The 25,372-nt window shown below is 56.1% G+C and carries 19 protein-coding genes and 1 pseudogene; 8 read left to right on the top strand and 12 right to left on the bottom strand.

Features of this window, described 5'->3' with window-relative positions:
- Positions 1-99 precede the first annotated feature (99 nt).
- Together speA and AACY26_RS17000 are read left to right on the top strand one after the other, a co-directional pair.
- The gene (gene speA, locus AACY26_RS17005) at positions 100-2,013 is read left to right on the top strand and encodes an arginine decarboxylase (protein WP_339515790.1); all 1,914 of its coding nucleotides are present in this window, start codon (positions 100-102) and stop codon (positions 2,011-2,013) included.
- Positions 2,014-2,306: 293 nt separating this feature from the next.
- Positions 2,307-2,435: pseudogene (locus tag AACY26_RS17000) on the top strand (transposase); the annotation flags it as partial.
- Between the two features lie 83 nt (positions 2,436-2,518).
- On the opposite strand, the gene AACY26_RS16995 reads toward AACY26_RS17000, so the two are convergent.
- From AACY26_RS16995 to AACY26_RS16980, 4 genes are read right to left on the bottom strand one after another with little or no spacing between them, the layout of a single operon-like run.
- Positions 2,519-2,827 carry a DUF2845 domain-containing protein gene (locus AACY26_RS16995; protein ID WP_339515789.1) on the bottom strand — a complete coding sequence of 103 codons (309 nt, stop codon included), beginning with the start codon at positions 2,825-2,827 and terminating at the stop codon, positions 2,519-2,521.
- Between the two features lie 36 nt (positions 2,828-2,863).
- On the bottom strand, positions 2,864-3,325 hold the full coding sequence (locus AACY26_RS16990) for a DUF2214 family protein (RefSeq protein WP_339515788.1): 462 nt from the start codon (positions 3,323-3,325) through the stop codon (positions 2,864-2,866).
- 42 nt (positions 3,326-3,367) lie between these two features.
- Positions 3,368-4,399 (bottom strand): sensor domain-containing diguanylate cyclase, encoded by a 1,032-nt coding sequence (locus AACY26_RS16985; RefSeq protein ID WP_339515787.1) that lies wholly within the window; start codon positions 4,397-4,399, stop codon positions 3,368-3,370.
- Between the two features lie 25 nt (positions 4,400-4,424).
- A complete protein-coding gene (locus AACY26_RS16980) occupies positions 4,425-5,687 on the bottom strand; it encodes an MATE family efflux transporter (protein ID WP_445261320.1) in 1,263 nt (420 codons plus the stop codon).
- Positions 5,688-6,098: 411 nt separating this feature from the next.
- On the opposite strand from AACY26_RS16980, the gene AACY26_RS16975 reads away from it, so the two are divergent.
- From AACY26_RS16975 to aldA, 4 genes are all read left to right on the top strand, one after another.
- Entirely contained in the window at positions 6,099-6,863 is a 765-nt protein-coding gene (locus AACY26_RS16975; protein WP_339515786.1) for a FadR/GntR family transcriptional regulator, read from the top strand.
- A 33-nt stretch (positions 6,864-6,896) separates the two neighbouring features.
- Entirely contained in the window at positions 6,897-7,925 is a 1,029-nt protein-coding gene (locus AACY26_RS16970; protein ID WP_339515785.1) for a LacI family DNA-binding transcriptional regulator, read from the top strand.
- A 353-nt stretch (positions 7,926-8,278) separates the two neighbouring features.
- The gene (locus AACY26_RS16965) at positions 8,279-10,456 is read left to right on the top strand and encodes a PQQ-dependent dehydrogenase, methanol/ethanol family (RefSeq protein ID WP_339515784.1); all 2,178 of its coding nucleotides are present in this window, start codon (positions 8,279-8,281) and stop codon (positions 10,454-10,456) included.
- Positions 10,457-10,523: 67 nt separating this feature from the next.
- Positions 10,524-11,960: an aldehyde dehydrogenase gene (gene aldA, locus AACY26_RS16960; protein WP_339515783.1), complete on the top strand. Its 1,437-nt coding sequence runs from the start codon at positions 10,524-10,526 to the stop codon at positions 11,958-11,960.
- A gap of 71 nt (positions 11,961-12,031) precedes the next feature.
- Here aldA and AACY26_RS16955 read toward each other — a convergent pair whose 3' ends face one another.
- The gene (locus AACY26_RS16955; protein WP_339515782.1) at positions 12,032-13,981 is read right to left on the bottom strand and encodes a sigma-54-dependent Fis family transcriptional regulator; all 1,950 of its coding nucleotides are present in this window, start codon (positions 13,979-13,981) and stop codon (positions 12,032-12,034) included.
- 284 nt (positions 13,982-14,265) lie between these two features.
- Between AACY26_RS16955 and AACY26_RS16950 the strand changes: the two genes are divergently transcribed.
- Positions 14,266-15,423 carry an L-talarate/galactarate dehydratase gene (locus AACY26_RS16950; RefSeq protein ID WP_339515781.1) on the top strand — a complete coding sequence of 386 codons (1,158 nt, stop codon included), beginning with the start codon at positions 14,266-14,268 and terminating at the stop codon, positions 15,421-15,423.
- On the opposite strand, the gene AACY26_RS16945 is transcribed toward AACY26_RS16950, so the two are convergent.
- From AACY26_RS16945 to AACY26_RS16925, 5 genes are all read right to left on the bottom strand, one after another.
- Positions 15,420-16,328, bottom strand: coding sequence for a LysR family transcriptional regulator (locus tag AACY26_RS16945; protein WP_339515780.1), 909 nt, complete (start codon positions 16,326-16,328; stop codon positions 15,420-15,422). The two genes, AACY26_RS16950 and AACY26_RS16945, sit on opposite strands and share 4 nt — an antisense overlap.
- A 250-nt stretch (positions 16,329-16,578) precedes the next feature.
- Positions 16,579-18,099: a tripartite tricarboxylate transporter permease gene (locus tag AACY26_RS16940; RefSeq protein ID WP_339515779.1), complete on the bottom strand. Its 1,521-nt coding sequence runs from the start codon at positions 18,097-18,099 to the stop codon at positions 16,579-16,581.
- Positions 18,100-18,110: 11 nt separating this feature from the next.
- On the bottom strand, positions 18,111-18,596 hold the full coding sequence (locus tag AACY26_RS16935; protein ID WP_339516097.1) for a tripartite tricarboxylate transporter TctB family protein: 486 nt from the start codon (positions 18,594-18,596) through the stop codon (positions 18,111-18,113).
- Between the two features lie 63 nt (positions 18,597-18,659).
- Positions 18,660-19,643, bottom strand: a complete 984-nt coding sequence (locus AACY26_RS16930; protein WP_339515778.1) for a tripartite tricarboxylate transporter substrate binding protein — start codon at positions 19,641-19,643, stop codon at positions 18,660-18,662.
- A gap of 34 nt (positions 19,644-19,677) precedes the next feature.
- Positions 19,678-21,060 carry an enolase C-terminal domain-like protein gene (locus AACY26_RS16925; RefSeq protein ID WP_339515777.1) on the bottom strand — a complete coding sequence of 461 codons (1,383 nt, stop codon included), beginning with the start codon at positions 21,058-21,060 and terminating at the stop codon, positions 19,678-19,680.
- Positions 21,061-21,455: 395 nt separating this feature from the next.
- Here AACY26_RS16925 and kdgD point away from each other — a divergent pair, with 395 nt between their 5' ends.
- Positions 21,456-22,367, top strand: a complete 912-nt coding sequence (kdgD, locus tag AACY26_RS16920; protein WP_339515776.1) for a 5-dehydro-4-deoxyglucarate dehydratase — start codon at positions 21,456-21,458, stop codon at positions 22,365-22,367.
- A 310-nt stretch (positions 22,368-22,677) separates the two neighbouring features.
- Here the strand turns inward: kdgD and AACY26_RS16915 are convergent, their stop codons facing one another.
- Entirely contained in the window at positions 22,678-23,919 is a 1,242-nt protein-coding gene (locus AACY26_RS16915; protein ID WP_339515775.1) for an OprD family porin, read from the bottom strand.
- A gap of 536 nt (positions 23,920-24,455) precedes the next feature.
- Positions 24,456-25,346, bottom strand: coding sequence for an aldose 1-epimerase (locus AACY26_RS16910; RefSeq protein ID WP_339515774.1), 891 nt, complete (start codon positions 25,344-25,346; stop codon positions 24,456-24,458).
- Positions 25,347-25,372: the final 26 nt, after the last annotated feature.

Below are 25,372 nucleotides of genomic sequence, written 5' to 3'. Positions count from 1 at the left end.
GATTGCCAGTCAACTACTGAGAAATCGTCATTTCCAAACTTTAATCTGTACAGGCACTGGTTTAGCCAGGGCTATCTATCGCAAGCAAGGGAGACTTCAATGTCTGCGCGACGCACACGTAAAGATGACGGCAGCCAATGGACAGTTGCCGACAGCCGTAGCGTTTACGGAATTCGTCATTGGGGCGCTGGTTATTTCGCCATCAATGACAGCGGCCGCGTAGAAGTGCGCCCGAATGGCCCTGACAGTACACCGATTGATCTTTATCAGCAGGTTGACGAGCTGCGCGCCAGCGGCCTCAGCTTGCCGTTGCTGGTGCGTTTTCCGGATATTCTGCAAGACCGTGTGCGCCAGTTGACCGGCGCATTCGACGCCAACATTGCGCGCCTGGAATACCAGAGCAAGTACATGGCGCTGTACCCGATCAAGGTTAACCAGCAAGAGGCGGTGGTTGAGAACATCATCGCCACCAAGGACGTCGCCATCGGTCTTGAGGCCGGTTCCAAGCCCGAGCTGTTGGCCGTGCTGGCGCTGGCGCCGAAGGGCGGCACCATCGTCTGCAACGGCTACAAGGACCGCGAGTTCATCAGGCTGGCATTGATGGGCCAGAAGCTCGGTCACAATGTATTTATCGTCATCGAGAAGGAATCCGAAGTTCAGCTGGTGATCGATGAGGCAGCTGAGCTCAAGGTGGCGCCGCAGATTGGTCTGCGTGTGCGCTTGTCGTCGCTGGCCTCCTCGAAGTGGGCTGATACGGGCGGTGAAAAGTCCAAGTTTGGTCTGTCTGCCGCGCAGCTACTTTCGGTGGTTGAGCGGTTTCGCGCGGCCAAGCTGGATCAGGGCATTCGCCTGCTGCACTTTCATATGGGGTCGCAAATCGCCAACCTGGCTGATTATCAGCACGGCTTCAAGGAAGCGATTCGTTACTACGGCGAATTACGCGGCCTTGGCTTGCCGGTCGATCACATCGATGTGGGCGGCGGCCTGGGCGTTGACTACGATGGCACCCACTCGCGCAATGCCAGCTCGATCAACTACGACATGGATGACTACGCAGGCGTTGTCGTCGGCATGCTCAAGGAGTTCTGCGATGCGCAGGAGTTGCCGCATCCCAATATCTTTTCGGAAAGCGGCCGCTCGCTGACCGCGCATCACGCCATGCTGGTGGTGCAGGTCACCGACGTTGAAAAGCACAACGATGACGTGCCGGTTATCGAGGATCGCCAAAGCCTTCCGGAAACCGTGGGTTACCTCGCGGACTTGCTGGCGCCGACTGATTTTGAAATGGCCACCGAAACCTACTGGCGCGCCACCCATTACATGAGTGATGTCGCCAGCCAGTATGCCGAAGGCAAGATTGGCCTGGTTGAAAAAGCCCTGGCCGAGCAGTGCTACTTCGCGGTGTGTCGTCGTCTGTACAACTCGATGAAGGCGCGCCAGCGTTCGCATCGCCAAGTGCTTGATGAACTCAACGACAAGTTGGCCGACAAATACATCTGCAACTTCTCGGTCTTCCAGAGCCTGCCGGATACCTGGGCGATTGGCCAAGTATTGCCGATACTACCGCTCAATCGTCTCGAGGAAGAGCCTCTGCGCCGTGCCGTACTACAGGACCTGACCTGCGATTCCGACGGTAAGATTCGGCAGTACGTCGATGAGCAGAGCATCGAAAGCAGCTTGCCGGTGCATGAGGTGCGCGAGGGTGAAGACTATCTGTTGGGTATCTTCCTGGTCGGTGCGTATCAGGAAATTCTCGGCGATATGCACAACCTGTTCGGTGACACCGACTCGGTGAATATCTACCAGAATCCGGACGGCAGTGTTTACCACGCCGGTATCGAAACCCACGACACCATCGAAGACATGTTGCGCTACGTGCACTTGTCGCCAGAAGAGTTGATGACCCATTACCGCGACAAAGTCGCCAGCGCCAAGATCACCGCACGCGAACGCACCACCTTCCTTGATGCGCTACGCCTGGGCCTGACGCGCTCCTCGTACTTATCGTCTTAAGCTGTTGCTGATCAAAAAACCGGCCATGTGCCGGTTTTTCTGGTTTAGGGTTGCAGGGAGTGAAGAAAAGCCGTTTAAGCTACTCAAGCTGAGGCTTTGATTAAGCAGTGGCCTGTGCCCTATTCATCACTCAGGGAAATCCCAATAACAAGGAGTTATCGATGAACAAGTTTGTATTAGCTACTTTTTGGGCTTGTGTTTGCCTTACACCTGTCGTTGTACAGGCTGATGTAGTGGTCTAATGAAACCGGACACCCATTTAGGCGAGAATACTCGTCAGAACGAGGTGTCATATGACCAAGCAACGCCGTACCTTTTCCCCTGAATTCAAACGAGAGGCTGCTGATCTCGTGCTCAAGCAAAACTACAGCTTCATCGAGGCCAGTCGCTCACTGGGTATTGGTGAGACAGCTCTGCGTAAATAGGGGACAGACCACGGTTTTCTGGCCGGTTTTTAGAATTAAACGTGGTCTGTCCCTTACTGTTCCGTTTTTTTTCAATAGTTCTAAAGACGACCGCTGTCGATTTTCATCAGTTTGCCATCAATGAATTTCAGATATTTATAGGCGCCGTTATCTGGCCCATAAACCCAGTTTTCGACGGTGACTGACTTGGCCGTGTTCTGGCCATTGCTCTCGGTCTGGGGTGGGATGATTTGTTTAGTGTTAGGTTCGCCGCATTTCTCCAGAACGACAAAGGTCATATCGCCTTCGTCAATAATGCCGTTGCTGCAGCGCATTGACGCGTGTGCTGAACTCAACCCCGTGAAATAATCAAGCAAGCCGATTAGGCTGCTGCATAGAACTTTCAACATATTAGATGTTCCCCAAGTGGCGAACCTCTACAAGCCTTAGCTTGAACTGATCACTCCAAAACCGCGGGCCATTAATGTGGCAAACAGGGGGATGATCAGAAGCAGTAGCAACTCCAGGCGAATGGTCATGGTCACCAGGAATTTTTCGCGCTGGCTGATCACTGGCGGTTGTCCTGCTTTTAGCGTGTTACGCCAGTTCAGGTAGACGTAGGTGGGATATACCGAGAGTAGGCCGACCAATATAAACAGCCCGACCTTGGTGTGGAACACGCTGTTGGAAAGGTAGTATTGCCAGCCTTTGCCGTACCAGATGACCCGGGCCAAACCGGTCAGCAGGACCAGGCCAGCGCAGGCGCCGTAAGCCATGTCGGTGATAACAAGGCGCCGCGCGCGTGCCACATCCAGCTCTTTGCTGAAGTTCACATGCTCAATGCTGAGCAGCGCGAACAAGCCAAAAATCGATAGGTAATGCAGGTAAGCCGCAATTGCTTCGCCCATGTTATTTCCTTAGTCGTTATTCAGGCTAATCAGGGTGGTGCGTCAGTCCGTTGCGGTTTCGACCCGGTCGCGACCATTGTGCTTGGCCCGGTAGAGTGCTCGGTCTGCACGCTTCATTGCATTGGCTCCGGTTTCAGCTTCGCCAATGAGGGCGCAGCCAATGCTGATAGTCAATGGTAGCTCTGCTTGCTCAAGGGTGAAGTGGCTGCTGCCAATTTTGCTGCGGATGCGTTCGGCTATATGTTCCAGTTCATGCGCGTCATGGACTTGGGCCAGCACCACGAATTCTTCGCCGCCATTTCGGGTGACTATGTCATTGGGGCGTACTGCGCTGGAGATTCGCCGTGCGGTTTGCCATAAGACTTGATCGCCCGCGTCATGGCCGTGAGTGTCGTTGACTTGCTTGAAGCGGTCGAGATCACAAAACAGTATGCCCAGATAAATACCGCGCTCTTGTGCGGCGCGTTGCTCATGGAGCAGAAAGTGCTCCAGGCCAGCGCGGTTCCACAACTGGGTCAGTTGATCGAGCATGCTTTTGCGTTGTTCGCGGCTCAGGGCGTCGCGCAGTTGCTCGGTCTGGTGGCTGACGCGGCGTAGTTTCAGGTAGCCCTCGGCCAGCGTTGCCATGTCCTTGAATAGCGCTGTTTCGCGCGGGCTTAGTTTTCGCGGTTTTGGGTCAATCAAGCACAGTGTACCCAGCGCCTGGCCCTCTTCGGAGAACAGCGGCTGGCCTGCGTAAAAGCGCACATAGGGGTTTTCGGTGACCAGTTCGTTATCGCGAAAACGCGGATCAACATGGGCGTCGTTGACGACGAAGGTATCTGCACTTTTGATCGCCTGGTCGCAGAACGAAATGCTGCGCGGCGTTTCGGCCACATCAAGGCCGAGGCGCGACTTGAACCATTGGCGATCACGGTCGATCAGGCTCACCAGCACGGTTTGCACGGAAAACAGGTCACGCACCACGCGCACAATGGTGTCCAGATAGGGATCGGCGGGTGTGTCCAGCAACTCCTGATCGTCGAGGGCTGCTTGGCGTTGTGTTTCGTTTTCGGGCAGTTTGAGACTTAGCATAATTTGGGGTGCTCGCTTCGGTGTTTCACCAACTGTTTTGCCGGTTCATATGATAAGCATAGGCGCCAAGGCTGATACCGCGTAACGCCATGAAACCTAGAAATGCGAGCCACAGGCCGTGATTGCCCAAACCTTGCAGCAGCCAGCCCAGTGGCAAGCTAATAGAGACTGCAATCAGCATGGCGTTACGCATCTCTCTGGCCCGGGTGGCGCCAATAAAAAGACCGTCCAGCACATAGCTCCAGACTGCAATCAGCGGCAAGAGTGCCAAGTAGGGCAAATAGATGTGGGCAATGTCACGCACGGGTTCGATATTGGTTTGCAACTGAATGAACCAGTCGCCGGCCAGAAAAAAGAACAAGGCAAACAGCAGGCTGGCAACTAATGACCAGCCGGTGGCAACGATCAGGCTACGGCGCAGTGCCTTGCGATCCTTGGCGCCCAATGCGTGTCCACAGAGCGCTTCCACCGCATGGGCCAGACCATCCAAGGCATGGGCGGTAAGCAGCAGGCCATTTAACAGCAGAGCATTGGCGGCGACAGTTGCATCGCCCAGTCGGGTGCCCTGTACGGTGATCAGGAAAAATACCAGCTGTAGCCCGAGGGTGCGGATGAAGATATCGCGGTTGACTGCCAGCAATGGCCGCCAGCTTATCCAGCAGCGCAGCACTGGCCAGTTGATCTCACCCACATACGGGCGCAAGGCCTTGCGTGCCAGCCATAAACCGAGCACGGCACCTGTCCATTCGGCAACGACCGAGGCCCATGCCGCCCCACTGACGCCCCACTCCAAGCCCAGGACTAAAAGCAGATCGAGTCCGACATTCAATAGATTCGTGACCAGCAATATTGCCAGCGGACCGCGCGCGTTCTGGGTGCCCAGTAACCAGCCAATCAAGGCATAGGTCGCCAGCGCAGCTGGTAGGCCAAACAGACGAATCTGGAAGTAGTCGAGTGCCAGTTGATTAAGTTCAGCCGAGGGTTGCATCAAGCTTAAAGCGAGGTGACTGAAGGGAACGGCAAGGATGATCAGCAGCACCGCGAGGGCGCAGGCGAGTAGCAAGCCCTGGCAGAGCACCTGGCGTAATGCGCCACCATCTTGGCGACCAGAGGCTTGGGCGGCAAAGCCCGTTGTGCCCATGCGCAGAAAACCCATGGCCCAGGTCAGCAGGGTATATAGCGTGCCGCCCACCGCAACCGCAGCCAATTGGTAAGCGTGCGGCAAATGGCCAACCACCGCGCTGTCGACCAAGGCGACCATGGGCACCGAGACATTCGACAGGATCATGGGTGCAGCCAGTGCCCACACGCGTTTATGAGTTGGGCGGTGACGCCATGCTTCGGTTAAAGACTGGATCAAGTTGACTGCGCCTGAGTGCAAATCAAACAAGCATGGCAGGCTGTAACACAAAGATAAATATTGCTGGGCTGATTAGACCTGGCATCCGCTCCCGCGTTGAGCGGTTATCCGGGTGAAGGTTTTGTATGTGCAGGTGCTTCGACAAGGTTGAGTCGCAGGCGCTGGCAAGCCATTGTCCAAGGAGGGATATATGGGGCGTAAATCAGACGAAGCTTGCTTGCTCCAAACTTTTGATTGGCTCCACAATCCAGCATTGAAACTGACTTGCCATCATTGCGCTGTTGTCATACAACTATTGAGTTATGATGTATACACATTGACCCACAGGCCCTAAGAGTCATGCTCAACCAAAACAACCAGCAGCTTCCACGTCGTAAGCATCGTAGCCTTGCCCAAGAGCTTGTCGCTGAGCTGTCGCAGCGCATTCGCGATGGCGAAATCAAGCGCGGTGAAAAGCTGCCAACCGAGTCGGCGATCATGGCGGCGCAGGGTGTAAGTCGTACGGTTGTTCGCGAAGCACTGTCGCGGCTGCAAGCCTCGGGCCTGGTTGAGACGCGTCACGGTATCGGCACATTTGTGATCGATGTGCCTACCGCCAACGGTTTTCGGATTGATCCTGCCACCATTGTTACCCTGCGCGATGTGCTGAATATCCTTGAACTGCGCATCAGCCTGGAGGTTGAGTCTGCCGGTTTGGCGGCACAGCGCCGCAGCCCTGAACAGTTGCTGGCGATGCGGGCCGCACTGGATGCACTGAAAGACAGCGTGGCCCATGCCAGTGATGCAGTCGCATCTGACTTCCAGTTCCACGTGGCGATTTCCGAGGCCACGGGTAACCGCTACTTCACTGACATCATGAGTCACATGGGCACCAACATCATTCCGCGCACGCGGGTGAACTCGGCGACCCTGGCCCATGACGACAAAGGCTTGTACATGGCTCGCCTTGAGCGTGAGCATGAGCAGATATTCGAGGCTATCGAGCGCCAGGATGCAGAGGCTGCGCGAGCGGCGATGCGCCTGCACCTCACGAACAGCCGCGAGCGTTTGCGTCAGGCTCATGAGCAAGCCGAAAGCGAAGCCCAGCAGACTGCTGCGATCTAGTCAGGCCGCTAGTCAGTTGCCAGGAGCTTGATCATGGCGAGCCACAAGCCAGCCGGTTCTGGTCCCTCCAGCCCACCAACCCTGATCGATGTTGCGCGAGTTGCGGGTGTCTCGCCCATTACGGTATCCCGCGCCCTGGGGCGCCCCGAGGTGGTTGCCGATAAAACCCGCCGTCGTGTGCTCGATGCTGTACGCATCACTGGGTATGTGCCCAATCTCGCCGCAGGTTCACTGGCTTCGAGCCGTAGCCGTCTGGTGGCGATCATGCTGCCAACCATTGCCAATTCAATTTTCTCCGACACCGTGCAAGCGCTCACCGAGCGCCTGGCCGAGGCGGGCTATCAAACCCTGCTCGGCCTGACCGGCTACGAAGCCGAGCAGGAAGAGGCTTTACTCAGTGCGTTGTTGGGACGTCGGCCGGACGGGATCGTCCTGACGGGCACCGAGCATACTTTGGACAGTCGTCAACGCTTGGCGCGGGTCGGGATTCCGCTGGTGGAAGCCTGGGATCTGTGCGATCGCCCGCTGGATATGTTGGTGGGCTTTTCCCATGAAGCGGTTGGCCGGGCCGTGGCGGATTATTTGCTGGACAAAGGCTATCGGCGTGTCTCAGTCATCACCCTCGACGACCCGCGTGGCATCAGGCGCAGCGAAAGCCTGGCTCAAGCTCTGGCGGAGCAGGGTGTAACTGCCTTGGCGGTTGAGCATTTATCTGCACCTGCAACTTTGGCTACTGGCCGTGAAGGCTTGAGTCGCCTGTTGGCCAAGCATAAAGCGGGCGATGTTGTGGTTTGCAGTTCAGACACCATTGCCCAGGGCGTGTTGGCAGAGGCGGCCAGCCGGCAAATAGCGGTGCCATCTGATTTGGCGGTGATGGGCTTTGGTGATTTATCCAGCGCGGCCCATACGCATCCACCGCTGTCGACTGTACGTGTTGACGGCCTGCGCATTGGTCGGTCGGTTGCTGAAGCCTTGCTGGCACGCTTTGCTGATCCATCCCTGGCACGCACGCCATTGCGTTTGGATACCGGTTTCGAAATCATTGAGCGAGCCAGCACCTAAGCCCCCCCCTTAAAAACGACAGTGCTGAGTGTGACATCGCTTATAGGCTAGGGCCGTTTGGCACTTAACCTAATCGCTCGCAGTTAAATCAATTTCAGCGGTTAAACGCATCATCATTAGGCAGTGCTTAACTGCATGGGGCTTGCAACAGAAAGTTTTATGCATGCAACAGCCGTAGCGGTTAATGCAACACCTGTAGCGCGATACTGTGGCGCGACAACTATTCGTTTATCAAGTATCTCCCCGTAATTGCTGGGCTAGGCATGAGTTAACCGGCCTGGCATAACGATTGCTCCCTCTCTTGTTACCGCCGCGTGTAAACGCCGGTCTCTAATAAGAATCGGGAGATCCCCATGCAACAGATTGCCATTGCCTCAAATCACACCTCTCGGCTTCAGCCTGTAGGTGTTGCGCTCAAACCCTTGCTCGCTGCTTTATTGTTTGGCGTATTCGCTACGCCAACATGGGCGGCTGTTACGCCCGCTGATGTGGATGGCAAACGCATTATCGCTGCCGATAAAGAGCCGGGTAACTGGATGAGCCACGGCCGTACTTACGACGAGCAGCGCTTCAGCCCTTTGGAAAATATTAACGATGGCAATGTCGATAAGCTCGGTTTGGCGTGGAGCTACAAAATCGACATTGACCGGGGTGTTGAAGCTACTCCGATTGTCGTTGATGGCGTCATGTACACCACCGGGCCGTTTTCAGTGGTTTATGCGCTGGATGCTCGTAACGGCAAGTTGATCTGGAAGTACGACCCGCAATCTGATCGCAACCGTGCGGGTGAAGCCTGTTGCGATGCGGTCAACCGAGGGGTCGCGGTGTGGAACGGCAAAGTCTATGTCGGCGTACTTGATGGTCGCCTTGAAGCTATTGATGCCAAGACCGGTAAGAAGGTCTGGTCGGTAGACACACGCAGCGATGTTAATCGCAGCTATACCATCACCGGCGCACCTCGTGTGGTCAACGGCAAGGTTGTGATCGGTAATGGTGGCGCTGAGTTTGGGGTGCGTGGCTACGTGACCGCTTACGATGCTGAGAGCGGCAAGCAAGTGTGGCGCTTCTTCACCGTGCCGGGTGATCCTAAGCTACCACCTGAAAACAAGGCCATGGAGATTGCCTCGAAAACCTGGTTTGGCGATGCCTTCGCCGAACAGGGCGGCGGCGGTACCGCGTGGGACTCATTTGCTTTCGATCCCGAACTCAACTTGCTTTACATCGGGGTTGGTAATGGCTCGCTGTGGGACCCCAAATGGCGCAGTCAAGCTAAGGGTGACAACCTGTTCTTATCGTCCATCGTCGCGGTTAATGCAGACACAGGCGAGTACGTGTGGCACTACCAAACCACACCGGGCGATGCGTGGGACTTTACTGCAACCCAGCACATGATCCTGGCTGAGCTTGAGATCAAAGGTAAGCAGCGCAAAGTGCTGATGCAGGCGCCGAAGAATGGCTTCTTCTATGTGATTGATCGGGCCACAGGTGAGTTGCTCTCGGCCAAAGGAATCGTGCCGCAGAACTGGACCAAGGGCATGGACATGAAGACCGGTCGGCCGATTGTGGATGATGAGGCTGCGGCCTACTGGAAGGACGGTAAGCGTAAGTTGGTGACCCCCGCATTCTGGGGCGCGCATGACTGGCACCCAATGTCTTACAACCCCAAAACCGGCTTGGTCTACATCCCTGCGCACATCATGTCGGCGTATTACGAGCACATTGCTGATGCACCTAAGCGCAATCCGTTCAAGAGCATGTACCAGTTGGGGCTCAAGACCGGGATGATGCCTGAAGGACCGGATGGCCTGCTGGAAATGGCCAAGACCTGGTCCGGTAAATTGATCGCCTGGGACCCGGTCAAACAAGAACCTGCCTGGGAGGTGCCGTACATCACCATCTTTAACGGCGGCACCTTGAGCACAGCGGGCAACTTGGTATTTGAAGGCAGCGCCGATGGCCGAGTCATTGCTTACGCTGCCGACTCAGGCAAAAAACTGTGGGAGCAACCAGCGGCCAGTGGCGTAATGGCAGCGCCAATTACCTATTCGGTCGATGGTGAGCAATACGTGACCTTCATGGCGGGCTGGGGCGGCGCGTTCTCGACATTTGCTGGGGCCTTATCGCTGCGCGCGGGGGTTCAGCCGTTCTCACAAGTACTGACCTACAAAATTGGCGGCAACGCAAAGTTGCAGGAGCCAACACCGCCTGCTGACGCACCAGAGCCTCCACCAATGACTGCCGATGCGGCTACTGTCGAGGCGGGCGCCGCACTTTACGACGGTCACTGCTCGCAGTGTCACGGCATCCACGCCGTCAGCGGCGGTGTGCTGCCAGATCTAAGAAAACTGACGGCTGACAAACACCAGATGTTCCTCGGGATTCTGTATGGCGGCCGTGTGCCGGATGGCATGCCGTCGTTTGCCGAAGCCTTTGATGCCAAGCAGGTTAATCAGATTCATCAGTACCTGATCAAACGTGCACATGACCTAAAAACCGAAGGCGCAGCGTGGGACAAGTTCAGCTCGCAATAACCGATTGTGCGGGCGGGTCAAAGGACGCGTCCGCCACCTCTCAATTCCAGTAATAGTGAGATGGAAAATGACCGATTCGATTATTTACCAGAACTACATCGACAACACTTTTGTCAGCAGTGAGCGCCTGATTGAGGTCTACAATCCAGCGAACGCCCAGTTGCTGGCGCGCGTGCCGGATGCGACCGGTGATCAAGTTGGGCGTGCCATTAGCGCTGCACGTAAAGCGCAGAAAGGTTGGGCTGCAAAGCCAGCAATCGAACGCGCAGGCTATTTACGCCAGATTGCCAATAAGGTGCGTAAAAATGCAGACAAGCTGGCCCGTATCATCACCCTTGAGCAAGGCAAGGTGCCTGCGTTGGCGATGGTCGAAGTTAACTTCACCGCCGACTATCTTGACTACATGGCTGAGTGGGCGCGACGTTTAGAAGGCGAAGTGCTTAGCAGTGACCGGGTTAATGAGCACATTTTTTTGCTGCGCAAGCCACTGGGTGTGGTCGCTGGTATTTTGCCATGGAACTTCCCATTCTTTTTGATCGCCCGAAAGATGGCGCCCGCATTGCTGACCGGTAATACCATCGTCATCAAGCCCAGCGAAGAGACGCCAATCAACTGCTTCGAGTTTGCCAAACTGGTCGCACAAACCGACTTGCCTACAGGCGTTTTTAACGTGGTCAGCGGTTCTGGTGTGGGTGCTGGCCAAGCCTTGACCAGTCACGCCGGCATCGACTTGATCAGCTTCACCGGTAGCGTCGGCACCGGCTCGCGGATTATGGCGGCGGCCGCGCCCAATATAACCAAGCTCAATCTTGAGTTAGGCGGGAAAGCGCCGGCCATTGTTCTGGCGGATGCTGATCTCGATCTGGCTGCGACTGCGATCACGGCCTCACGCGTCATCAACACGGGGCAGGTGTGTAACTGCGCTGAAAGAGTGTATGTCGAGCGTAAGGTGGCAGAGCAATTCATCGATAAAGTGGCTTCTGCGGTGGCTGCCACGCGCTATGGTGACCCGTCCGCCGAGGCCGATTTGGACATGGGCCCGCTGATCAATCAGGCTGGCTTGGACAAGGTCGCGCAAATGGTTAAAACCGCTGTTGGCAATGGTGCGCAAGTTGTGACTGGCGGGAGCATTGCCGACTTGGGCAAAGGCTTTCATTACCAGCCAACCGTGCTTGCGGGCTGCAATGCGGATATGGAAATCATGCGTAAAGAAATCTTTGGTCCGGTATTGCCGATCCAGATTGTGGAAGACCTTGATGAGGCAATCGCCCTGGCAAATGACAGCGAATATGGCCTCACGTCTTCGCTTTACACGCGCGACCTTGGGGCAGCGTTGAAGGCTAGTCGTGAGATCGATTTTGGTGAAACCTACGTTAACCGTGAGAACTTTGAAGCCATGCAAGGCTTCCATGCCGGCACACGTAAGTCGGGTATTGGCGGTGCAGATGGTAAACACGGGCTGTACGAGTTCACCCACACTCATGTGGTTTACATGCAGGAGTAAACGCTGAATCCATTGAACGGGGCAGGGCAACGAGGCCTGTCCCGTTCTTTTTTAGCGAAGCTTTATTGCCGTCAGAACAGCTCGTTGGGCTGTACGATGCCGTGCTTTTTCATCTTGCGATACAGCGTCGAGCGAGCCACGCCAAAGGCATCCGCTGTCGCACTGACATTCCAACGGTGCTGGCGTAATGCCTCGTACAAGTGCCGCGCTTCGGCGTTATCCACATGCTCAGTAAGGCTTGGACTACTCGGCAACAGTTGCGAAGGTGCATCAGGTGTCACTTGCCGCAGCTCGTCCGGTAAGCAGTCAATATCAATACTGCCATGCTCTGCTAGCGCCGTTGCGTAACGCAGGGCATTTAACAGTTGGCGAATATTGCCCGGCCAAGCGTAGGATTGCAGGCGCTCGCGAACTTGACTGTTTAGCGTTAGACAATCCCCACCCGGCTGGGCAGCAAGCAGATCGTTAATTAGTTCATTTCGATCAGTACGTTCGCGCAGAGCGGGCAGCGCTAGTGTCATGCCGCTAAGGCGATAGAACAGGTCCTCACGAAACTGCTGGGTGCGAATCATCTCAGCTAGATTTTGGTGCGTCGCTGAAATCACCTGTACATCGAGCGAAACGGGTGTTTCAGCGCCTAGAGGAGATATTTCGCGCTCGGCTAAAACACGTAGCAATCGGGTTTGGAGGTGGGCGGGCATGTCGCCGATTTCGTCGAGGAACAAGGTGCCGTTATTGGCCAGTTCGAGCTTGCCTTTCATGCCCTTGTTGTTGGCGCCAGTGAAACTTCCCCGGCGATAACCAAACAGCTCGCTTTCAATCAGTGATTCTGGAATGGCGGCACAGTTGAGTGCCACAAACGGGCCGCTGCGGCGGCTACTGGCCAGATGAATTGCACGAGCAAATGCCTCTTTGCCAGTCCCGGTTTCACCGGTGATTAAGATTGCGATTCCTTTGTCGATGACTTTACGAATGCGGCGAACACCCTGCTGCAATTGCGTATCGTTGCCGCCGAGTTGGGTTAGGTCTGGGTGTTTGATCGCGTTGGATGTAGTGGTTACTGTCCGGTTTTGGGTGCCTGTGAGTCGCCCGGCTGGGATACGTAAACCCACATCGACCAATGACTGCTCATCCAATGTACGCAGCAGAACACCACGTGCGCCGCCACTGGTTAGGCTGAGTAACTCATCGACGTTCACGGGCAGTAAGCTGTCGATACAACGGCCGATAAATTCTTGGTCAGTCTGTTGATAAGAAACAAAGGCGGCCTGATTGCCACCAATTATTCGGCCTTGCTCGTCGAGAGCCAGCAATTGTTCATTGGCCAGGTCTGTGACGTCGTCTCGCGGTTTAATTGCCAGCGTTAGTGCATCACGGTAGCGGTGCCGAAAGTGCGAGTTCTCAATCATCCGTGCATACATGATCACCAGTTGTTGGGTCAGGTATTGCGCTTCTTTTGGGCCATTGCTATTCAGGCAGGTGGCGTTAAGGCAACCGCGCAAAACACCCTGCGCGTCGAAGATCGGTGAAACCGAGCAGCTTAGGCGAAAATTTGATGCAAGAAAGTGCTCTTCGCGGTGAATCGTCATCGGTTGCGCCACTGCTAATGTAGTGCCGATCCCATTTGTACCTGCCACCGACTCATCCCAGCGCGCACCAACTATCAAGCCAGACGCGGTAAATGGGTCACGAGTCGCAGGCAAGCGAGCATCCAGGGTAATGCCTTGCTCATCGCTGAGCAGCACGGCAAAACCTGCTGGCACCACGCGTTTGGCCAAGCCTGTGACGCCTTGACTGGCGATCTGCAAGTATTCCTCATGCCGGGCTTGGTGGAGGCGGATTTCCTCGACAGTAAGAATGTTCTTAATGCAGCGTCCGTGTGGGTCGAGATTGTGCTCAGTTATGCTGCGATACCACGACTGCGCGATCAGGCTATCAGGCCGTATCCTGCGTTCAGGAAAGTGGTCGCTAACAAACGCGACTAGCTCATTAGGGGAAGTTTCCACAGTATGCTGGGGCATGGGCGATCCGTCTCCATGTGGCCGGGCCAGACTATTGTTATTGGCTCTTGGCTGGCTGTATGGCTAACCATAACTTTTTGTGGGCTTGAGTGCAGCCATTCTTGAGTTTATACCCCCAGCCGTCTCCACGCTTCAGTGCAGATCTTTTACTGGGCCAGCTATTGGCTGTTGAATGATTGCGCAATCATCTTAGAATCAAACGGGCTGTGTTTTTTCCAAGCCTTGTGATTTGGCGGCAAGACCGGGTCGCAAGGGTTATTTGATTCGCCAAGGTGGAGACTCCAATGAACCAACAGCCTGCTATGACTTGCGCCGACGAAGACCGTATTGCCTGGCTCCGTTTGCGCTCAGTGGCCTTGCCGCTGGCTAACCCGATCAGTGATGCCAAGGTTCTGACCGGCCGGCAAAAGCCGATGACTGAAATTGCCATTCTGATTGCCGAGATTGAGACCCGCGATGGTCATAAAGGCATGGGTTTCAGCTACTCCAAGCGCGCCGGTGGCCCGGGCCAGTTTGCTCACGCCGTGGAAATCGCACCGAACCTGATCGGGGAAAACCCAAGCGATATCGCCAAGCTCTGGGACAAGCTTTGCTGGGCTGGCGCATCCGTTGGGCGCAGCGGCCTGGCGACCCAGGCCATTGGCGCGTTTGACGTGGCACTCTGGGACCTCAAGGCCCGTCGCGCGGGCCTATCGCTGGCGCGTTTGTTGGGTGCCCAGAGAGACTCGGTGCGCTGCTACAACACCTCTGGCGGTTTTCTGCATACACCGTTGGAGCAACTGCTGAAAAATACGGATATCTCCCGTGAGCAGGGCATTGGCGGCATCAAACTTAAAGTCGGCCAGCCTGACTCCGCACTTGATTTGCACCGGGTGGCCACGGTGCGCAAGCATCTGGGTGAAGCCTTCCCGCTGATGGTGGATGCCAACCAGCAATGGGATCGCCCGACTGCGCGGCGTATGTGCCGTCGCCTGGAGGATTTCCAATTGGTTTGGATCGAGGAGCCGCTCGATTGCTACGACGCCGAGGGGCACGCCGATCTGGTGCGCCAGTTCGATACCCCGATCGCCACCGGTGAAATGCTTACCAGCCCTGCCGAGCATTGGGAGTTTATTCGTCAACGTGCAGCCGACTACCTGATGCCCGATGCGCCGCGTGTGGGTGGTATTACTCCGTATTTGCGGGTGCAGACATTGGCCGAGCAGGCGGGCATGACGCTGGCGCCGCACTTCGCCATGGAACTGCACGTGCATTTGGCTGCAACCCATACGCGCGAGCCTTGGGTGGAGCATTTCGAGTGGCTGGAACCGCTGTTCGAGGAGCGCCTTGAAACCCGCGACGGCCGCATGCTGGTGCCGACCCGCCCTGGGCTGGGCCTGACGTTAAGCGAGCAAGTGGCAGGCTGGACCGTGCAGCAGGCCGAAGTTGGTCAGAGGCCTTAAACTTGATCCTTGAGGACGCGGCTTTCACGCTTCGCGGCGCTCAGCAGGGCCTGCCTGACTGCTGCACAGGCTGGGTTGTCGTCGTCCTCATGCCAGATCAAGTGCAGGGTGCTGCGCATGCCATCCGGTAATTCGATAGGCCTGAAGCACAGGTTATCCTGGCGCAGGCGCGAGGCACTCAAGGGCACCAACGCCAACCCCATGCCCGAGTTGACCAGGGTCAGAATAGTCAGGGTTGAGCTGAGTTTTTGCACCACTCTGGGCTGAATGCCGTGGGTGCGGATCAAGCCATTTATCAACTCATTGAAGGGTTGCCAGGACGACAGGATAAACGGCTGAGCATCGAGGTCCTTGACCCGAACCAGCGCTTGTTCGGCCAGCGGATGCTGGCGTGGCACAGCAAGCACGAACGGCTCTTGCAACAGGTTCACGCTGGCAATTCCCGGTTGCGTCACCGGTGTTCGTACAATGCCTATATCAATGCGCCTTTCGCGCAGCGCTTCGGTCTGCTCGAAGCTGGTCATCTCTTGCAGCCTCACTTCTATATCCGGCAAACGCTCGCGTAAGTCGTTGAGCGCGCGCGGCAGCAAGCCATGCACCGCATTGGCGACGAAATTCAACGTCACCGAGCCGATGTCGCCAGCGGCTATCCGCCGTGCCCTTTGCGTAGCCTGTTCAGCTCGCTCAAGCAAGCTGCTGGCCTCAATCAGAAAGGCTCTGCCAGCAGCGGTAAGACTGACCGAGCGGGTGCTGCGCTTGAACAGGCTGACGCCAAGCTGATGCTCCAGTAACCGGATCTGTCGGCTCAAGGGCGGCTGGGTCATATGGAGTCGTTCTGCTGCCCTGCGGAAGTTGAGTTCCGTGGCAACCATGGTGAAGCAGCGTAGCTGGGCAAGTTCGAACATTGATTCAATTCGGGTATCAATAGAATGTTTAATTAGAATAGACCTTGCTAATCCCCGGCGTCATTCTTCTTATCAAGAATTTGCACAGCGAGATAGCGCGATGCACCCGGACATGAACGCACAAGCAGCAAGCGCACGAGATTGGCTGCGTTCAAAGGAGCAGTCCGTGGTTTATGTCATGGTCAGTATCAGCGCTCAGGCAATAAAAAAGGCCAGCTACAAGAGCTGGCCTTTTAAAGTTACGCATCCATCAGGTGCGGATGATTTCGTTGATCATGCTCTTCTTTGGGCGAATAGCGCTGATCAGCTGCCAGACCACAAAGGCCAGTGCCAAACCAAGGAAGCTTGCCGAAATCGGATTGGTGAGAAAGGTACCGAAGTTGCCATCGGACATCATCAGGCCGCGGCGCAGGTTGGTTTCCGCCATAGGCCCGAGAATGAAACCGATGATAAACGGCGCCGGAGGAATACCCGCTTTGACGAAGGCATAGCCCAGCACGCCAAATACCAGGATCGACCACACGTCGAACAGGCGGCTGCTAAGGCCGAATGCACCGACTACGCACAGCACCAGGATGATCGGCAGCAAGATGTGCTTGGGGATGTCCAGCAGCTTGATAAAGATGCGCAAGCCGTAGAACTCCATGAACAGCATCAGGAAGGTCGATACCAGCAAGGCGGCGAAGATGGTGTACACCAGCGGACCTTGAGTGATGAACAGCAGCGGACCGGGCTGGATGCCGTGAATCAAAAAGCCACCGAGCAAAATCGCGGTTACCGTGTCGCCTGGAATGCCCAGGGTCATCAGGGGCAGCATGGCGCCGCCGATACCGGCATTGTTGGCGGTTTCACTGGCAACCACGCCGCCCATGTTGCCCTTGCCGTAGCTGTCTGGATCTTTGGCGCGTTTCTTCGAAATGATGTAGGCCAGCAGGTTCGAGGTGCCAGCGCCGATGCCCGGTAAAATCCCGACACCCAGGCCAATCAGGCCAGAGCGTGTGGCGTTGGGGATTTGCTCGCGAAACTCGCGCATCGAGAAGCCGAAGCCCTTGATGTTTTTCATGCTGACCGACGCAACCTTGGCCTCTGTGGGCCGGCGTCCGCGCTCAGCCACCTTGATGATCTCGGCCACAGCAAACATGCCGATCATCACCGTGAGCATGGCGAAGCCGCCATTGAGCTCGGCGAAATCGAAGGTGAAGCGGCGAATCGCTTCAACCGGAGCAATCCCCACGGTGGAAACGGCAAAGCCCAATGCTCCGGCGAACAAACCCTTGACCATCGAGCCAGCGGACAGCGTGGCAATCAAGGTCAGCGAGAACACGGCAATGGAGAAATATTCTTGCGGACCAAAGCGCAAGGCGACTTTAGCCAGCTGCGGGGCCAGGAACATCAGCGCGATGATGCTGAAGATGGTGCCCAGGAACGAGAAGACAATACCGACACCCAGTGCTTTGACGCCTTCGCCTTTCTCCATCATCGGGCCACCGTCGAACACCGTGGCAATGGAGGAGGGGGTTCCCGGAATCTTCAACAAAATGGCTGAGATCAAACCGCCGGATGTAGCCCCGATAAACAACGCCACCAGCAGTGACAAGCCAGCGTGCGGGCCCATGGTGAAGGTCAAAGGCAGGCACAGGGCTACTGCCATTGTGGCTGACAGGCCCGGCACTGCGCCGAAGACGATACCGACAGCAACACCGACGCACATCAGCAACATGATATGGATTGAAAAAACAGCACCGAAGCCTTGCTGCAATAAGTCGAGCATGGTCGATTCTCCTAGAAGCCAAACAGGCCGGATGGCAGCATCAGGTCGAAGGCCTCATGGAACAGCGTGTAAACCGCTGCTGAGGTGATCAGCGCAATCAGCACGTAAACCACATGGTTGACCTTTTGGTTGACAGGGGTGAGCACGATGAACTGCAGGTACAGGTAAATCGTGGTCATGATCGGGAAACCGACTGTTTTCAGCAGGGCGATGTAAGCGATGATCAGCGCCAGGGTTTTGACAACTGCCTTAGCGTCCAATGGCTCGCTTGCGGCTTCGTCTGGTGCGCTTGCCGCTTGCACGGCCTGTGGCATTTTCACCGCCGCCAGCAGGTGCAGTGCGCCAAGCATGCACAGCAGGGCTGAGAGCAAGTAAGGGACGAAGGTTGCGTCGATACCGCTGTGGTGGGGTAACTGGGTCGTCATCAGCAGGTAGCCAATGCCGACAGCCAGCATGCAGCCGGCAATGGCCAGCTCACTTTTCTTGTTTGTAGCCATCATTTAACCTCTGGTGATGGTCGCTTGGCGCGGGCCGGTCAGCAGACCGGCCCGACCTTTACATCATTTGGACTGGCGCAGAGCGTCCTTGTACTGCATGAAGTCTTCGCGGGTCTTTTTCAGGGTCGCGATGGCTTCTTCGGTGTTGTAGTAGGCAACAGGTTGCTTGAAAGATTTCTTCAGCTCTTCTGCGTACTGAGGGTTTTCAGTGATCTGCTTCATGATGTCGGCCATCTTTTTCACGATTGCCGGATCAGTCCCTTTTGGAAAGGCAACCACATAAGGCTTGTCGATCGTGAAGTCGACGCCTTGTTCCTTGAAGGTCTTAACATCGCCCAACAGCGCATTACGCTCGGCGTTTGGCTGGCCCAGCGCAACCATCTGGCCGCCTTTGATGTAGTCCTGAACCGAGCCATAGCTGATCGCGCCCAAGTCCATGCGGCCACCCAGCAGGGCAACAACTTTCTCGGACACAGTGCCCGCGTCGATCATTTTCAATTTCACACCGGCCAATTGTTCAAACATCAGGCCCTGGATGTGCGAGAAGCTGCCGATCTCAGTGCCGTAGGCGATGGTGTTGGGGTTGGCCTTGGCTTTTTCGATCAAGTCCTTGAGGCTTTTCACGCCGGCTTGTTCGCTGGCAACGAAGATGGCGCCTTTGTCCACGCCTGCGATGCAGGAGATATCGAAGGCGTCGTAGCTGTCTTTAGACAGGCCAGCGACTTCGTTGACGATCAACTGGCCAGTGTGGGTGAACAGTATGGTGTTGCCATCTGCAGCTGCGCCCTTGACCTGCTCGGCAGCCAGGGTGCCACCGCCGCCAGCGACGTTGGTCACGACCATGCTTTTGCCAGTGATTTCGCTGAAGTACTTGGCCATCATGCGGGCGTTGAAATCAGTGTCGCCGCCTGGGTTGGCAATTACCACCACCTGTACCGGGCGTGTCGGCCAGTTGGCTGCATCAGCTGCAAAAGAACTTGTTGGGCCGCTTAACACGCCCATGGCGATCATTGCAGACATTAGGGAGGCACGGATTGTTTTTTTCATTGGAATTCTCCGGGTGGTTGTAAATAGGCGCGCCTTAGCGGGTGCGACCTAAGCTTGGACGTTTCGGGTCGTACTGCCAGCCCGCTACGAGGTACTGCATGGCCATGGCATCGTCACGTGCGCCAGTGGCGACACGCTTGTAGAGTTCATGAGCGCTGTGTATACGATCCAGGTCGGGTTCGATACCGAGGCCCGGACGTTGTGGTACCTGAACCTGGCCGCCGATGATTTGCAGCGGTTCGCGGGTCAGTCGTTCCTGGCCTTCCTGCCAGATCCAGTGGGTGTCGATGGCCGTGATGCGCCCCGGTACAGCGGCGGCAACATGGGTAAACATGGCCAGCGATACGTCAAAGTGATTATTGGAGTGCGAGCCCCAGGTCAGTCCGAACTCAGCACAGACCTGACCGAGGCGTACAGCGCCTTGCATGGTCCAGAAGTGCGGGTCAGCGAGCGGAATATCCACCGCTTCCAGGCGCAATGAGTGACCCATTTGCCGCCAGTCGGTGGCGATCATATTGGTCGCAGTGGCGATGCCGGTTGCGCGCTTGAATTCAGCCATGACTTCACGGCCGGAATAACCATTCTCCGGGCCGCAAGGGTCTTCGGCGTAAGCCAGGAGGTGGTTTTGGCCTTTGCACAGGGCAATGGCTTCATCCAGCGACCAGGCACCATTCGGATCAAGGGTGACGCGGGCCTGCGGGAAGCGTGATTTGATTGCGGCAACAGCAGCCATTTCTTCGCTGCCGTGCATAACACCACCTTTTAGCTTGAAGTCGCTAAAGCCGTAACGGGCGGCGGCTGACTCAGCCTGGTCGGCAATGGCTTGCGGGGTCATCGCAACGCTGTGACGCGTTTTGTACCAATCATCGCCGACGCCTTTTACATAAGGCAGGTCGGTTTGATTGCTGTCTCCGATATAAAACAGGTACGCCAGCATTGGTACGCTGTCACGCTGCTGGCCGGCGCCAAGCAGTTCAGCGACTGGAACGTTCAGGTACTGGCCGAGCAAGTCGAGCAGGGCAGCTTCAACTGCGGTGATGACGTTATCCAGGCGCAGGTTGATCTCATGGGGCTGGCGCAGTACGGCGGCTTCAGCCTCTGAGGTGACTTGGTGAGCGATGGTTTGCGGGCCGTCGGTCTTGCCTGTCAGGGCCTGCTGCAGGCTGCGCAGTATGCGGTTGTAAGCGCCGATTGGTTGGCCTTCAACCAAGGGACGAATGCGCTCCAACGCTTGGCGAATGCCTTCTCCGCCCGGCACTTCACCCATGCCCGTGTTGCCTGCGTTGTCCTTGAGTAGGACAAGGTTGCGGGTGAAGTAGGGCGCATGGGCTCCGCAAAGATTGAGCAGCATGCTGTCCTGGCCGGCAACGGGGATGACTTGCATGCTCATTACGCTAGGGGTTTGGTGCTGGCTCATTGCAGCATCCCCCGTGGGCGATTGATCCCTTGGCGAGACGCATCCAGACGACCCCTTGAAGAGGGTGTGTCCTGAGAATGCTTTGGAATCGAAGGCATAGGTGGATTCTCGTATTTGTTTTTATTGGTGTAGTTATGCGTCGTCGTACGACATGACAAATTTGTACCAATCACAGGCTTGGCTGTCAACGATGTTCTGTTCGCAAATGATGCAAGGCGGTACGTGGCTGCGCTTTTTTGTGGCGCTTATGCCTATTGCAGACGGGCGCATGCCGAAAATTTGCTGCGCTAGACTTAAGTTGAATGAAAAGAAGTGTTCTTTTTTATGGTTGTACGATAACGTATCACTACAGCCAAGGCTGCCAAACATACTCAAATGTCCAGGGTGTTCGAATAATGAATCCACAAGAACTGAAGTCCATCCTCTCTTCCGGTCTGCTGTCTTTCCCGGTGACCGACTTCGATGCTGCCGGTAATTTCCGCGCTGATACCTATGCCCGCCGTCTAGAATGGCTCTCGCCTTATGGCGCCAGCGCGTTGTTTGCGGCAGGTGGCACTGGCGAATTTTTCTCCTTGGCGCCCGATGAGTACTCATCGGTCATCAAGACTGCGGTCGATACCTGTGACGGTGGTGTGCCGATCCTTGCCGGTGTCGGCGGCCCAACACGTCTGGCTATTCAGTACGCGCAAGAAGCCGAGCGCCTGGGCGCCAAGGGCTTGTTGCTGCTGCCGCACTACCTGACTGAAGCCAGCCAGGAAGGTGTTGCCGCTCACGTCGAGCAAGTGTGCAAGTCGGTGAAAATCGGTGTGGTGGTCTACAACCGTAACGTCTGCCGCCTGAATGCCACGTTGCTTGAGCAACTGGCTGAGCGCTGCCCGAACCTGATCGGCTACAAGGATGGCTTGGGTGATATCGAGTTGATGGTGTCGATTCGTCGCCGCCTCGGTGATCGCTTCAGCTACCTCGGCGGCTTGCCGACTGCAGAGGTCTACGCCGCTGCTTATAAAGCCTTGGGCGTGCCGGTTTATTCCTCGGCGGTGTTCAACTTCCTGCCGAAAACGGCGATGGATTTCTACCACGCCATTGCCCGCGACGATCACGCCACCGTGGGCAAGATCATCGATGATTTCTTCCTGCCTTACCTCGACATTCGCAACCGTCGTGCGGGTTATGCGGTCAGCATCGTCAAGGCGGGCGCCAAGATCGCAGGTTATGACGCAGGCCCGGTTCGCGCGCCATTGACTGACCTGCTGCCGGAAGAATACGAGCAGCTCGCCGCATTGATGGCTAAGCAAGGCGCGCAGTAAGCTGAGCGGAGTCAGCGGCACCATCGCTGAGCCGTTCTGGCTCAGCGTCTTTTAGCGATCCTCCCTGTCTGTCTGTCGTCGAGTGCGGCAACGCGAAGCTTGCCCAGCAAGATGCGAACAGCGAAATGCCTGAAACTGACTCAATCTCCAAGATGCTGGTGGTGTCGCTGGTGGCTTGTGAAGTGCTAACCACTTGGCTGGATGCAGATCACCGGTAACAAATGGTGGGTGTCACCTCATGCCGAGTGGCATAAAAAAGCCCGCCAATTGGCGGGCAAAGTGCGATGAAGTCAGGGTCACACAGTCAGCTTTACAAAATGGACAGTGGGTAGTTGAAGATCAGGCGGTTTTCGTCAAATTCGCTGCTGCTGTAGTCGCGGCGAATCGAGCTGTTGCGCCATTTCATCGATAGGCTCTTGAATGTGCCGCTTTGCACTACGTACGCCAACTCGGTTTCACGACCCCATTCCTTGCCGTCGTCTGTGGTTGCAGTTTCGATGTTGTCACCGCTGATGTAGCGGTTCATCAGGGTCATGCCCGGAATGCCAACGCCTGCAAAGTTGAAGTCATAGCGAACTTGCCACGAGCGTTCGTTGGCGTTGTCGTAGCTTGAGTTGTAGCTATCGTTGGCCAGTGTTCCGCCGCTGGTGCCGTTGACGCGCATCCATTTGTCGTCGCCGCTGACTTTCTGCAAGCCAAGGTAAAAGGTGTGTGCGCCAATCTTGGCTGAGAACAGGCCCGAGGCGGTTTTGTTGTCCAGTTCGCCAGCGCGTTCGCTGCCGTCTTCGCTACCAATGAAGTAGCCGAGGTTGGCGCCCAGCGTCCAGTCGCCCAGGGGCTGGGTGTGCACCAGGTTGATGAACTGCTGGCTGTATACGTCTTCCAGCTCTGCATTCCACAAGCCGATCAGGGTGTGATCCTGGTTGAAGCTGAATTCGCCACCGACAAAGTTAAAGCGATCCGACTCGGCGCCATTGAAGTTCATGTCTTCCATGCTGGCGTTGTCGCGGGTGCTGTTCTGGCGGAATTGACCGCCGTAAAGCGTCAGGCCGTCGATTTCCTTGGAGGTTAGCTGGGCGCCCTGGAAGGTTTGCGGCAGCGAGCGACCGTCATCGGAGCGCAGGATTGGCAGCACCGCCATCCACTCACCGACTTTCAACTCGGTCTTGGAGATGCGTGCCTTGCCGGCGGCAGCGATACGACCGTAGTCGTCTGCTGGGCGACCGTCATCATGCACAGGCAGCAAGCCGGTACCGGCTGTGCCGCGGCCGCCGTCGAGCTTGATCGCGGTCATGGCAAGTACATCAACGCCAAAGCCAACAGTGCCTTCGGTGAAACCTGAGCGGGCATCGAGCATAAAGCTCTGGGTCCACTCTTCGGCTTTGCCTTGGCCGTAGGCCGGGTTTACGAAGTTGCGGTTGATGTAGAAGTTGCGCAGGCCAAAGTTGACCTTGGCATCCTCTACAAAACCAGCAGCCTGGCTGCTGAGCGGCAGGGCGGATGCGGTGATGGCGCTGGCAACTGCGAGGGAAAGAATCTTGCGTGAACTCATTATTATTTTGCTCCAGTTGGAGTTGCTTCTATTCCCAGGTAGATGGCACAGCCTTTTAGTAGGCGTGACGAAATAGCCTGGGGCGGGATGCAGGGATGATAAGGACTGGTTTTAGAGCGCTAGCACTGGCGTCGAGCCCGGGACTGTCTTGCGCGGCAACTCGTAAGGCAAGCGATTTGAACGGCTTGTAGTTGTCATTGTGTGACCTGTTCTGTTTTTATTATTTTGTTGTGCGTCGTCGTACAACAAGCCGAATTATTTGCAATCTAATTTGTTCTTGTCAACGCCTACTTTTGGCTGATATGGAATATTTGATTTTTTTGTATTAACTGCTAACAAGCTGTTTTTAATGATTATTTTTAAATATTTTAGGCGCAGGAATTTCTTGGTGATAATTTTTCAATTAACCACTTCCGATAACTCCAGGTGACTCTTTATTTTTTAGTTATAGGATGACTTTTGATTGTTTCCTAATTGATTTGGCATCCATACCCGTTGGTTGAACCGAGCGCACTCCTGACAATAGCGAGGCGGTTTTAACCGCCAGGTTCTGCTTCGGTTAGAGGTTGATAGTGCAGGCTGAACTCCAGCGTGATTGACTGACCTTGTTGCAATAAGCGCAGCCCCGGCTTGCCCGGTAAGTGATGGGCGTTGATCGGATGGTTCACTGGCTCGAAGCAAAAGAAGTCCCGGTCAACCGGGCAAAACAGCAGGAAGTAATCGGCGCCCTTGGCTTGGCAGGCAAGTTGGTAGCCAGCGTCTGCTTGAATGATCAGGCAGTTGCCGTCCCAGCCAGTGAAGGCATGGTCGACCAACTCTGTGGGTAGCAGGCTTGCCGAGTCGAATTGCCAGTTGGACGGGATTGCGTGTTGCCGGTTTGGCAGCGCCTCGTCGGTTGTTAGCCAAACCTTTTGTGCGGTTGCGCAGAGCTGGGTCTGCGCCGTGCGTGGCAGGTAAGGGTGAAAGCCGAGACCGTGCCATGCCGGGTGTGCATCCAGGTGAGTCACCTGCAGACGCAAGCGCAGCTGACCATCGCTCAGTTCAATATGCTGCTCCGCCCGGTAGGCAAATGGCTTGCTGCTGTTGAGGCTCAGGCGTGCGTGGTGGTTGCTGTGCTCGTCAACCTGCCAGGCTTGTTGCCACGCACTGCCATGAATCGGGTAGGGGTCATGGTCAGTGTTTGACGCAAGCGCCAGCCAGCCATCAGGGCAGTCAAAGCCACCTTCGGCGATTCGGTTCGACCACGGCGCCAGCGGGTAGCAAGCGAGGCGTCGTGGTGAGCCGCTGCTCAATGCCTGCTGGTCGCTGTGACGCAGTAATGGCTGGCCCGTTAGCTTGCTGCTCCAGTTGGCTATGCTGCCGCCAACTGCAGGCATCATGCTGAGGCGAGTCAAACGGTCTTCCAGATGCAACAACGAGGCAGGCATAGTGATTAACTCGGTCTGAAGTACAC

Source organism: Pseudomonas sp. RL_15y_Pfl2_60, assembly GCF_963970595.1.
Taxonomy (GTDB): domain Bacteria; phylum Pseudomonadota; class Gammaproteobacteria; order Pseudomonadales; family Pseudomonadaceae; genus Aquipseudomonas.
Note: the sequence above shows the minus strand (reverse complement) of the source record. Positions and strands in the feature narration are given on the sequence as shown.